General features: G+C 39.3%; 13 protein-coding genes. 10 read left to right on the top strand and 3 right to left on the bottom strand.

Translation table 11 applies throughout. The features are described 5' to 3' along the window. Positions 1 to 8 precede the first annotated feature (8 nt). The 4 genes from GSQ74_RS02750 to GSQ74_RS02735 all read left to right on the top strand — a co-directional run bounded on the left by GSQ74_RS02750 (position 9) and on the right by GSQ74_RS02735 (position 1810). Positions 9 to 284, top strand: a complete 276-nt coding sequence (locus tag GSQ74_RS02750) for a hypothetical protein (RefSeq protein WP_158989801.1) — start codon at positions 9 to 11, stop codon at positions 282 to 284. Positions 285 to 347: 63 nt separating this feature from the next. Further along, positions 348 to 575, top strand: coding sequence for a hypothetical protein (locus GSQ74_RS02745; protein WP_158989799.1), 228 nt, complete (start codon positions 348 to 350; stop codon positions 573 to 575). 91 nt (positions 576 to 666) lie between these two features. Beyond that, positions 667 to 1176 (top strand): hypothetical protein, encoded by a 510-nt coding sequence (locus tag GSQ74_RS02740; protein ID WP_158989797.1) that lies wholly within the window; start codon positions 667 to 669, stop codon positions 1174 to 1176. 52 nt (positions 1177 to 1228) lie between these two features. Continuing rightward, the gene (locus GSQ74_RS02735; protein ID WP_158989795.1) at positions 1229 to 1810 is read left to right on the top strand and encodes a peroxiredoxin; all 582 of its coding nucleotides are present in this window, start codon (positions 1229 to 1231) and stop codon (positions 1808 to 1810) included. Between the two features lie 110 nt (positions 1811 to 1920). Here the strand turns inward: GSQ74_RS02735 and GSQ74_RS02730 are convergent, their stop codons facing one another. From GSQ74_RS02730 to modA, 3 genes are read right to left on the bottom strand one after another with little or no spacing between them, the layout of a single operon-like run. Beyond that, complete coding sequence (locus tag GSQ74_RS02730; RefSeq protein WP_158989793.1) at positions 1921 to 2547, bottom strand: ATP-binding cassette domain-containing protein; 627 nt, start codon at positions 2545 to 2547, stop codon at positions 1921 to 1923. Then, positions 2544 to 3215: a molybdate ABC transporter permease subunit gene (gene modB / locus GSQ74_RS02725; protein ID WP_158989791.1), complete on the bottom strand. Its 672-nt coding sequence runs from the start codon at positions 3213 to 3215 to the stop codon at positions 2544 to 2546. Before modB ends, GSQ74_RS02730 begins: the two co-directional genes overlap by 4 nt. After that, complete coding sequence (modA, locus tag GSQ74_RS02720; RefSeq protein ID WP_158989789.1) at positions 3216 to 3986, bottom strand: molybdate ABC transporter substrate-binding protein; 771 nt, start codon at positions 3984 to 3986, stop codon at positions 3216 to 3218. It abuts the gene before it with no gap. Positions 3987 to 4129: 143 nt separating this feature from the next. Between modA and GSQ74_RS02715 the strand changes: the two genes are divergently transcribed. From GSQ74_RS02715 to GSQ74_RS02690, 6 genes are all read left to right on the top strand, one after another. Further along, positions 4130 to 4975 (top strand): dienelactone hydrolase family protein, encoded by an 846-nt coding sequence (locus GSQ74_RS02715; protein ID WP_158989787.1) that lies wholly within the window; start codon positions 4130 to 4132, stop codon positions 4973 to 4975. 51 nt (positions 4976 to 5026) lie between these two features. Next, on the top strand, positions 5027 to 6049 hold the full coding sequence (locus GSQ74_RS02710; RefSeq protein ID WP_158989785.1) for a lysylphosphatidylglycerol synthase domain-containing protein: 1023 nt from the start codon (positions 5027 to 5029) through the stop codon (positions 6047 to 6049). Then, on the top strand, positions 6033 to 7163 hold the full coding sequence (locus GSQ74_RS02705) for a glycosyltransferase (RefSeq protein ID WP_158989783.1): 1131 nt from the start codon (positions 6033 to 6035) through the stop codon (positions 7161 to 7163). Before GSQ74_RS02710 ends, GSQ74_RS02705 begins: the two co-directional genes overlap by 17 nt. 501 nt (positions 7164 to 7664) lie before the next feature. Continuing rightward, entirely contained in the window at positions 7665 to 9563 is a 1899-nt protein-coding gene (locus GSQ74_RS02700) for an ATP-dependent endonuclease (protein WP_158989781.1), read from the top strand. 89 nt (positions 9564 to 9652) lie between these two features. Beyond that, complete coding sequence (locus GSQ74_RS02695; protein ID WP_158989779.1) at positions 9653 to 10810, top strand: ABC transporter permease; 1158 nt, start codon at positions 9653 to 9655, stop codon at positions 10808 to 10810. A 196-nt stretch (positions 10811 to 11006) separates the two neighbouring features. After that, a complete protein-coding gene (locus GSQ74_RS02690; protein ID WP_158989777.1) occupies positions 11007 to 12242 on the top strand; it encodes a PP2C family protein-serine/threonine phosphatase in 1236 nt (411 codons plus the stop codon). Positions 12243 to 12259 lie beyond the last annotated feature (17 nt).

Genomic DNA, 12259 nt, shown 5'->3' with positions numbered 1-12259 from the left:
TTTAAGCTATGAGCCAGTTAAAAAAGATACAGTACAATTGTAAGAAGGCCACATTTCTAATCGAAAAGAAAATGTTGAGTCGTATTACTTTTCGCGAGCATATAGAACTGCGCATACACCTGATGGGCTGCTCGGTTTGCCGTATATATGGCAAACAAAGCCGTATTATAAATGATATGGTTCGCCAGCTTTTTAAAAGCTCGATGCCGGGTGAAGTTAAATTAGACGATAGCTTTAAAAAGGAATTGCAGGAGCGTATCGAGATCGAACTAAATAAAAATTAAATAAACTGTAAGGTTCGTAAGTTGAGGCCGACTAAATGTGTGAATATCAAAATAAAAACACACATGAAAATCAACGTAAAAAAATCATTATTATCAGTAGCCGCTATGGCAATTTTATCACTTTGTTTAACTATCAATGCTAACGCATCGGCAGTACATACAGTTGCTGCTAGCGATACTGGCAAAATGAGTAAGATGAGCAAAATGAGCAAGCCTTCGAAAATGAAAGCTAAAAAAATGGACAAGATGAGCAAAATGAGTAAGGATAGCTCAAAAATGTCGAAAATGTAAGGGTTGTTGTTTAAAGATGAAGAGGGTGGATTAATTCCCCCTCTTTATTTTATATTTGTGATCATCTCCCTGATTGCAATCCACATCACGTATGAAAAAATTACTTGTTTTATTCTTGTTATGCAGCTCTACTGCAACGTTTGCACAACAAACCAATACCCAGACCCATGAGTTTGCTATAGTCGGCAAGGTTAAAGTAGGATCTATTATTACAATGGATTCTTTGAACAGCTATCCGCTAAAAACCATTGGGAATATTAAAGTTACTGATCATACCGGGGCTTTTAAACACCAGGATGATCAACTAAAAGGAGTTTTACTGAAAGATATTCTGAACCATTCGCAATGGTTGCTTACGCCGCATTTATTCAGTAGCATGTATTTTACCTGCGTGGGAGCCGATGGCTATAAAGTTGTTTATTCGTGGAATGAGTTGTTCAATACCGAAATAGGGGATAACGTATATATTGTGATGGAGAAGAATGGTATAAAAGCCGATCAGCTAACCAGCAGTATCCAAATGGTGTCCATGCTCGATTATAAAACCGGAAGAAGGTACTTGCATAATCTGGATAAAATTGTGGTGAGTATCGCGGAGTAAACTTAATCTGTAAGGGTACAAAGTTATATCCGACTAAGTAATAAAAATCTTTATGAAAAAAATATTACTAATTGCTGTTACTACATTTCTCTGTTTAAACGCAGTAGCCCAAACAGGTTTAAAAAAAGGTGAAACTGCCCCTGCATTTACAGCGGTTGATAACACGGGGAAAGCCCTTAATCTTAAAGCATTATTAAAAAAGCATAAAGCCGTGGTGCTGTTTTTTTATCGCGGACAATGGTGCCCGTATTGTAACAAACAGATTAGCCATTTGCAAGATTCATTGCAGCTATTAACGGCAAAAGGTGCTTATGTTATTGGTGTTACTCCTGAAACAGGTGAGAATATCAACAAAACAATTGATAAAACGCACGCCTCGTTCTCTATCATTCAAGACAAGAACTATACCATTATGAAAGCTTACCAGGTTAATTATGTGGTTGATGGCGCCATGCTGGCCAAACTAAAAAATTATGGGGTCGATCTGGAAAAGAATAATGGTAATACAGATCACGTTTTGCCAGTACCGGCAACTTATATAATTGATCGCTCGGGCAAAATTATTTACGCTCACGTTGATAAAGATTATACTAAACGCCCACCGGTTAGTGATTTGTTGGAAGCGTTGAATTAAATTCCGAAACCCAAATTGTCATTCTGAGCGCAGCGAAGCAATCGCAAACAATACAGAGCGGTTCTGCTTATGTGCGATTGCTTCGTTCCTCGCAATGACAATTAGAAAAGTTATCGCTCCGTATCTATGTCCAACTCCCCATCGCACAACCCCTCCAACTCCTGAGGATTATGAGTTACAATCAAAACAGTCAATCCTAATTCCGTAAATAAAACCTTTAGCTCGCTAATCAGAACCATTTTCATCTCATGATCGAGTGCTGAGAAAGGTTCATCCATCAACAATAATTTAGGTTTGATAGCCAACGCACGCAGGATGGCTAAACGCTGCTGTTGCCCGCCGGATAGGTGTTCTGGTTTATGCGTGGTTAGCGTTTCTAATTTACCAATCTTTAACAAGCGATCGATCCATTCTACATCCTTTGTGGCATATTCCAAATGCTCGCGCACCGTCATGTTTGGGAACAGCGCATAGTTTTGAAATACAAAACCAACCATTCTTTTTTGCGGCGATAGCGTTGTTTTGGTGGATGCGTCCAACCAGGTAATGCCATCAACTTTAATAATACCTTTTTCGGGAGTTACCAGTCCAGCAATGATTTTCAAAAGCGTTGTTTTTCCCGCGCCGGATGGTCCGTGAATTTTGATGATACTGCCATTAGCAAACTCCCGGTTTACCTTTAACCATTGCTGCCCGCTGTAGGCCTTCAGTTTTTTTTCAATGTTGATGATGATCATTCCAGCGGACTTTTAGCTTGTGTTTTGTTGAAGATGAATACACCGATCACTAAAATAAAAGTAATGCAAAATAAGATAAGCGAGTACGTATTGGCCGCCGAATAATCCATATTCTCTACCGAATCATAAACCGCAATGGATGCTACCCGTGTAACATTTGGGATGTTTCCACCGATCATCAGCACCACACCAAATTCGCCTAATGTGTGCGCGAATGTGAGCACCATCGCCGTGAATAATGATGGTTTTATATTAGGCAGCAGTACCCGGAGAAAAGTTTCGCGTTCGCTTTTACCCAGGGTGTAGGATGCTTGTGATAATGATGCCGGTAGTTGCTGTAATGCTGATTTTATAGGCCCCATCATAAACGGCATGCTGTAAATAACAGATGCCAGCACCAATCCCTGGAAAGAGAATACAAACTGCAGGTCAAATGTGTCATGCAACCATTTGCCCACCCCATGCTGCGGACTAAACGCCAGCAACAAATAAAACCCCAATACCGATGGCGGCAAAACCAAAGGCATGGTTATAATAGCCTCGATAATGATCTTGAAGAACGAGCGTCCTTTGGATAACCACCACGCCAGCGGCAGGCAAATAGCAAGCAAAATTAGCGTAGTAATGCATGCCAGCTTTAGTGTGAGCCAAATTGGGGTTAAATCCATTTACTCTACAATATAGCCATATTCCTTAAATGTGCGTTTGGCATCAGCACTCAAAATAAACTGATAAAATTTCTCGGCGTTAGGGTTGGCCTCGCCATGTTTTAATACCACAATTCCCTGTTCAATAGGCGAGTAGGTTTTTGGGTCGATTGCTCTCCAATAAATTTTTTGCTTGCCTTCAATATCCTTTACCAAAGCCTGGGTAGTAAAACCAACATCAACCGAACCTGTGGTGATATAAGTGTTCACCTGCGATATACTTTCACCTATAACGATTTTGCTTTGTATCTCGCTCAAAATACCTTTTAACTTTAATGTTTCAGTGGCGGCTTTGCCGTATGGCGCGATTGTCGGGTTGGCAATAGCTACCTTTTTAATGGCCGGGGTAAGTAGCATGCGTTCCCAGTTATCAAACTCAATATCCTTATTACTGCAAATAATTAAACTCCCTTTTGCGTAAACAACAGGCTTTTTAGAGGCAAATCCACTAGTGTATAATTTCTGCGGGAAATCCATATCGGCAGATAAAAAAACATCAAAGGGGGCGCCGTTACTTATCTGGGTGGTTAAGTTGCCCGATGAACCTACAATGGGCTCAACAATAACACCTGTTCTTTTGGTAAAATCAGCCCCTAATACTTTTATTACTGATTGCAGGTTAGCAGCCGCGGCAACCTTTAAAGTTTGCGCAAATGATGAGACCGTAATTAACAGGCAACTAACTACCAAAGCAAGCCGTATATGTAATTTTAATTTCGTTAAAATATTCATTTTATAGGTATTGTAAATTAATGCTAATATAAATACTAAGCGTTGTATTTAGGAAAGTATTTAGCTTTGTGTTAACATAGATTAATAACCATCATCAAAACAAAATTGTTCTAACATTGTAAATAAGCTAATCAACAAAACCCATGAAAAAACTCATCCTCTTCGCGTTTATTATTTGTAGTAGTGCCATAGCATTTGGCCAAAGTAATATGGCATGCTGCAGTAAACCATCGGCCACAAAACAATTTGCTATGCTGGCAAATGATAAAAGGTTTGTGATGTCGCACCCGACTCCAAAAACAATACATTTTCAAAGCAGTATAGGCAAAGCTATAACTTATAGTACTCCCGATGGCAAAACGGCCGATGCGTATGAGTTTAAAGCAAAAACACCTACCAATAATTATATTTTAGTAGTTCATGAGTTTTTTGGTTTGAATGATTTTGTGAAGAAGGAATCTGAAGATATATACAACGATTTGGGCAACGTAAACATCATCGACCTTGATCTATACGATGGCAAAGTTACCGCAGATCGCACTGAAGCCGCCAAATTAATGCAGGCAGTAAGGGATGATCGTGCTATTGCGATTATAAAAGGTGTTATCGCTTACGTTGGGCCTAAAGCACATATTGCCACTTTAGGTTGGTGCTTTGGTGGTGGATGGAGCTTACAAGCCACCTTATTAGCTGGTAACCAGGCCGTGGCTTGTGTAATGTTTTATGGCATGCCCGAGCAGGATGTAAACAAACTTAAAACACTGCATACCGATGTATTGGGTAATTTTGGTAATCAGGATGCGTGGATCAATCCGAAAGTAGTAGCCAAATTTGCTGCCGATATGAAAGCAGCCGGTAAAAAATTATATCTGCACCAGTACGATGCCGGTCATGGTTTTGCCAATCCAAGCAGCCCAACTGCCAATAGCACCGCCGCAGCCGATGCGTATGAAAATACCATTGCTTTTTATAAGGTGCGACTTAAATAATTTAGTTGATGGTTCATAGTTCATAGTGGAAGTAGTTTCCAGTCATGAACTATGAACCATCAACTTTTTGTAACATTGCAAAAAAACTCGTACCCCTTGTTAACCAAAGCCGCTAAAAAATTATTTTCTCTCCTGATTAAAGTCGGGATACTTGTTTTGGCTCTGGTTTACATCTATCATCAGTTTATTGAAAAAGGCGATAGCTTAAAACGATTTCAACAACTGGTTAATCATATCAGTCAGCAGCAAGTTACTATCACCATGTCGGCAATTGTGCTGCTGATGTTAGTAAACTGGATACTTGAATCCATCAAGTGGAAATACCTGATCAACAGGGTTCAAAAAATTTCAATTTGGCAATCTATCGAAGCCGTTTTTTGCGGTTTGACTTGGGCCATATTTACCCCCAACCGCCTGGGCGAATATGCGGGGCGCGTATTGTTTTTGCCCAATCGTAAACGTATACACGGCGTATTTGCCATGGCCGTAGGCGCATTCGGACAAAGCGTTATAACCAATGTACTTGGCGCATGCGCGCTGATGTGGTATTTATATACATACTCACATTTAAACATCTATATCTACATCTGGATATTTGTTTCAGCCATAATATTTATGGTGTTTTTCCTGGTATTGTTTTTTCATATCCAATGGATAGTAAAGCTACTGGATTACATCCCTTATGTGAAAAAATATCACCGCTTTTTCGACATCATGGGCCGTTATACCAAGCCGGAGTTATTCAAAATAATGGGATTTTGTATGGCGAGGTTCGCTGTATTCTCGTTTCAATATTACCTGGTAATACACCTGCTGATACCCGAAATGCCTGTGGTTAAAATGATGCTGATGGTGCTGATATTATTCTTTGTGCAATCGGCTCTGCCATCGTTGGATCTGCTGGATGTTGGCGTACGCAGCGCTACCGCAAGCGTACTTTTCGCGCATATTACTACCCAATCGTTGGCTGTTGTAGCGGCAGTTTCATCAATTTGGCTGATAAATTTAATTATTCCCGCTATTTTAGGCTCCGTATTTGTTTTTAAACTGAAATTCTTTGATCGTAACGTATAGTATTATCTCTCTATCGCTAACCGGCTTGTACCTGTTAGTACTTATTTATTTGATAAAAGGCTGGTCGAATTTAAAACGGCCTAAACTGGATGTAGTTGATTTTAAAACCAAAGTAACCGTGCTCATCGCTGCCCGTAATGAGGAGGAAAAAATAGCCCTAACTATCGATGATATTTTAGTGCAGGATTTCCCCAAACACCTGATGGAAGTTATTATTGTTGATGATCACTCTACCGATCGTACAGCAGATATTATCCGCAGCTATGCCCCACAAGGCATCAAGCTATTACAATTGAACGAGGATAAGCCCCTCAACTCCTACAAAAAGAAAGCAATTGCCGAAGCCATCAACCAATCAACCGGAGAGCTAATGGTGGCTACCGATGCCGATTGTCGCATGGGCCCGCAATGGCTATCATCCATTGTGAATTATTATGAAACCCGGAACCCGGTAATGATCTCGTCCCCGGTAACCTATTTTGAGGAGAAAAGCCTGTTTGAAAACCTGCAAACTTTAGAGTTTGGTTACCTGGTAGCCATGGGCGCGTCGTTCATTGGTAATAACAAGGCATCAACCTGTAATGGCGCTAATTTCGCTTATCGTAAGGATGTGTTTTACGAGGTAGGAGGGTTCAAAGGCATTGATGAACTAGCATCCGGTGATGATGAACTACTACTGCAAAAAGTAGCTGAAAAATATGCTGATAAAATCGCCTTCCTGAAGCTACCCGAAGCCATTGTATACACTCACGCTAAGGCAAACTTAAAGGAATTCTTAAACCAGCGCCGCCGCTGGGCATCCAAATCTACCAAGTATAAAGACAAAAAAATAGTGGCCCTTGCCGTAGGTATCTGGTTGTTTAATGTGCTGATACTGGTAAACGGTATACTAAGCTTTTTTGATGTCAGGTTCTTCTACCTGTTCCTGCTGCAATATGGGTTGAAGTTCATCTTCGAGGCCATATTCCTGCTGCCGGTAACGGCGTTTTTTAAGCGCAGGGGGCTGATATGGTTGCTGTTCCTGCTATCGCCCATACACATCGTTTACTTTGTGTATGTGGGCTTAATTGGCAACACCAAAAAGTACGTTTGGAAGGGCAGGACGGTTAGGTAACCCTGCCGTACTGTACCACGGTACACATGAAACAGTTGGTACATTTGAAACACTTTCAGCCCCAAAAACGCCCTAAAAGCCCCTAAAAAGGCGGTTATTACATGCCAAATTGAGCCGTTTTTACCCCAAAAACACCCAAAATATGCCCTAAAAACATCAAAAAACACACGTTTTTCACTGTTTTTATGCCATTTTTTAACAAAAATTATAGCTTTTAACCCATAAAAGCACCCTATTTTGTTGGGTTTATGCGTGTTTCTGTACCAAAATCACCACCATGCAAATCAGTTCCCCTCTCGAGAGGGGCAAGGGGTATGTTCTTCACCATGCCAGCTTTTTTGCTACCGCAAGCGCTTGTGGCAAACATGCAAGTATATAATAAGTTCAATAGAAAAGCATAAACCACAATCGGGACGCTTGCGGTAGCGGGAGAATTTTAGCAACCAATTTGGAAATGAAAGATATGCATGTATATTTATACTAATATACTTATCCTATCACATGATCCTAAAAAAAGTCAGTATTAAAAATTTCAGGTCAATAAAAGAACTGGACGTTGATTTCTCAAATAATAGCTTTAGAATATTAGTCGGTAAGAATGAAAGTGGAAAGACTAATATTCTGAAAGCACTTTCATTATTAGCTCCAGACATTGAGCCATCAGATGAAGATATAAGGGAGCCTCTTCCAGAAGAAAGGTCGATAGTTGAAGCGTATGTTAGGTATATTTTTAATTTAAATCAGGAAGAAATTCAACAGGTATACAAAAATATTTCTGCCACTATATATTTAAAAAATAGAGACAAGAAAATAATAACAGACGGCAAGTCAGAATATACTTTATTAGAATTTTGTAAACTTCAATATGAAGGTTTGTATAGAATAAACATTTTAGATAAATCAAAAGCATATTCATATTGGACATTAGACTCAAAATTTAAGCTTTTAAACTTTATAAAAAAAAACAAGAGTTATATTAAGCCTAATGCGACAGAAAATATTACAGTTGACAATGCTTTATTTATCGATACAGAAGGAGTTGAAAGTATTATCGCCGAAAGTTATACAACAGCGAATATTTCGGAACTTCATACATTGATAGGTTCTGAAATTAAGCAGATTGTGAAAGCGAAAATTCCAACACTTATGTATTGGCAATATGATGAATCAAATTTACTGCCGGCAACTATTAATATAGATGAATTTGCTGCTGACCCTGATACATGTATACCGTTAAAAAATCTTTTTAAGATTGCCGGAATAAAAGATATTACAAAAGAAATAACCAATGCTCAGGTTGGCAGTAAAAATAAAATACGTAATTTATTAGATAGAGTAGCCGATCACGGAACTAAACATTTTAGAGCTGTTTGGAAAGAATATGATTATATATCATTCTTTTTATCTCCTAATGGAGAGGAAATTGATGCTGGGATTAAGGAGAAAAATAATTTTAGTCTAAATCAAAGAAGTGATGGATTTAAGCGTTTTGTGACATTTTTATTAATGTTATCAGTAAATGATAAAAACAAAGATCTTTCTAACACAGTGATTGTAATAGATGAACCTGATATGGGATTACATCCATCAGGTGTACGAAGTTTAAGGGATGAATTGATAAACATCTCGAAAAACAATTATATTTTAGCAAGCACCCATTCGATATTTCTTATAGATAAAGAAAACATTTCCAGGCATTATATTGTAAAAAAAGTTGAGGAAGTAACTCAATTAGAAATAACGCAAGAGGATAATATTATAGAAGAAGAGGTTTTATACAAAGCTTTAGGATATAGCATTTATGATCAGCTTAAAGAAAAAAATATCTTATTTGAGGGCTGGAGAGATAAAAAGCTCTTTAAAACAGCATTGAAACATCTTACAAAGGAAAAAGCTGAGCTTAAAGATGCATTAAATAAGATTGGAATTAGTAGCGCCACTGGTGTGAAAAGCATAAAAAATATCACTCCAATATTTGAACTTACAAATAAAAAATGTATAGTCATAAGTGATAATGATAAAGCTGCTATAGAGAAACAAAAAGAATTTAAAAAAGAGCGTATTTATGGTGTTTGGAAAAGATATAATGAAATTTATTCTAATGCCTCCATCATTACTGGAGAGGATTTTTTAACATCTGAACACATAGGAAAAGTTGTAAATAAACTAAAAATCGACAATCCTCTGTTACTTACAAATCCGGTAATTGAATCAAATGTTGGGATTTTAGCTGAAATACAATCATGGGTTAAGTCGAACGGGATAGTTGATAATCAAGATATTTCAAAGATATTGGAACAATTCAAAAATCTTATTTTTGATACCTTTAAAGGGACGGATACAAAAAATGACTACTTTTTATTTCTTGAACAATTAAAGGATAGCGTAAATAAACTGTAATACCCTTCTGCTGGCACACGCGGAATGGGTGCGACAGCAAGGGTATTATATTCGCCACATCCCAATTAAATTCATGAAATTAGTGGCTAATGCCCGAGCTCACCCCATCCCAACGCACCTGGAAAACATTTAAACGCAATAAATCTGCTATGGCGGGTTTAGTGTTTATCATCATCACCGCGTTGGTTGCCATATTGGGCTATCTCATCATGCCCGATTCCACGCCCGATGCCAATAACATGGCTATCCAGCTCAGCCTCAAAAAACCGGGATCTAAATTCATGTTCCTCAATATCCGTAAATCGGAGCCTGTAGATACCGCCAGCATCTTCACCAAAATGCTATCGGGACAAACCAGCTTTTATCATGAAATACCCATAACCGGTTACTACTTCGCCAAAGATTCCATCTACATCAACCAATATATCGGCGATGAAGATAAGCCCGAAAAAAAAGCTTACAGTATTGTTGAAGTCGCCACCGGGCAAAAGCATGCATCTGCCCAAATAAGCAATCTCTCCGTATTAAAAAACCAAATCGTTAGCAAACAGATCACACGCAAAACCTTTTGGTTCGGTACCGATATTTATGGGCGCGATATGCTGAGCAGGCTGTTACTAGGCACACGGGTATCTTTATCTGTCGGTTTAATGTCGGTACTCATCAGTATGTTACTGGGTGTAAGCATCGGCGCGATCGCGGGCTACTTTGGCGGTTGGCTTGATGCCTCGTTAAGCTGGCTGATGAACATACTTTGGGCATTGCCAGCCTTGTTGCTGGTTATTGCCATATCGTTTGCATTGGGCAAAGGTTTATGGGAAATTTTTGTAGCTGTTGGCCTTTCCATGTGGGTTGAGGTAGCCAGATTGGTAAGGGGACAAGTGATCAGCTTAAAACAGGTGGAATACGTTGAAGCAGCACGTTCAATGGGTTTTGGTAATGCACGTATTATTATCAGGCATATTTTGCCTAATATTATCGGGCCAATTCTGGTGCTGGCGGCATCAAATTTTGCTACGGCTATATTGCTGGAGGCCGGGCTTAGCTTCCTGGGTTTCGGGGCGCAACCGCCAATGCCAACATGGGGTAGTATGATCCGGGAAAATTACGCTTATATTGTGATGGATGCGGCGTATTTAGCAGTGCTGCCGGGGCTCGCCATTATGTTTTTGGTTTATTCTTTTAATCTGGTAACCACCGGTTTGCGCGATGCTTTTGATATTAAATCTCAAAATACACGAATTTGAAAATTATTCTTTATTTTAGGCTGTTCTGTTTATAAACTATATGATCTTTAACCCCCACGCTTCTCTTCTGTTAAAACAAAAAAATGAATGGAGGCTTTTATTAATATTAAACAATCTGTTAATGGTATCTTTGACAGGTAATTCATTAAACACAGGGGTGTCTGAAAATTTAAACCTTATCTATACTGCCCAATAAATGCAAAATATCGATAAGTCTGGCGAAGATGAACTGATTAGATTACTGCTTAAGAGGCAGTCGGAATTAAACTCGCTGCTCGAAGTAACCAGGGCCATCAATAAAAACATAGCTACACCAGTATTGGTGCAAATGCTCGAGGTTATTTTGCAGAGTTATCTGCAAGTAGGGAAATTCAGGTTTTTGATTGAGGATGATGAAAATTTTATCTGCATATCAAAGTATGGCGGCGCCATTGAACCGGTAAGTGTATTGCATCGCATTTGCACCGATCTAAGCAAATTTAAAACAGCCACTCCGGTTGCTAGCCACTCCGACCCGATACTAAAAACATACGATTACTTCATCCCTATCTACCATAAAAACAAGGCGCTTGCTTACGCGTTTATAGGCGATTTCAACAGCTCGCCCGAGATGTTGAACAACGACCTCAACTTTATACAAACCCTTATAAATGTGGTGCTGGTTGCGCTCGAAAATAAACGTTTATTCAGGGAGCGTTTACAAACAGAACGTTTTGAGCGCGAGATGGAGCTTGCCGTTGAGGTGCAGAATATGCTGGTACCCATCCGGATACATAAAGATGATGGCGTTGAGATTGATGCCCGGTATCTGCCTCACCAAAATATTGGCGGCGATTATTTCGACTTTATCCGCCTGAACGAGGATGAATTTATCTGGTGCATAGCCGATGTTTCGGGAAAAGGGATTTCGGCCGCATTGCTGATGGCTAATTTTCAGGCCAGTTTGCATGCCTGGGCCACGGTGGAGGACGACCTGACCAATATTATTGAGCGCCTTAATAAAATTGTACTCAACAATACCAAAGGCGAACGCTTTATTACGCTCTTTTTAGCCAAATACAATCAAAAAACACGTTTACTTAACTATATAAATGCCGGTCACAACCCCGCGATTTTATATTCAAATGGAGAGGCTATCCCGCTTAAGTTAGGTACTACTATGATAGGTGCTTTTGAAGAGCTGCCATTCTTAAATCAGGGCGAAATAGATATTGATCCCGGTAGTTTGATATTCAACTATACCGATGGCTTAATGGACTACGAATCACAAGGCCCCAAAAGCTGGAACGAGGAAAAGTTGTTAAAATTTGTGTTACAGCACGGCAACGCGTCGCCCGATAGTTTCAACCAAACCCTGCTCGAGCATGTTAACCATGTTACAAAAGGAAAGGCTATTGATGATATTACCTTGCTTACGCTACGGATATTTTAGAACACAATCTCTACCAT

Source organism: Mucilaginibacter sp. L196 (assembly GCF_009765905.1).
Lineage (GTDB): Bacteria > Bacteroidota > Bacteroidia > Sphingobacteriales > Sphingobacteriaceae > Mucilaginibacter.
Note: the sequence above shows the minus strand (reverse complement) of the source record. Positions and strands in the feature narration are given on the sequence as shown.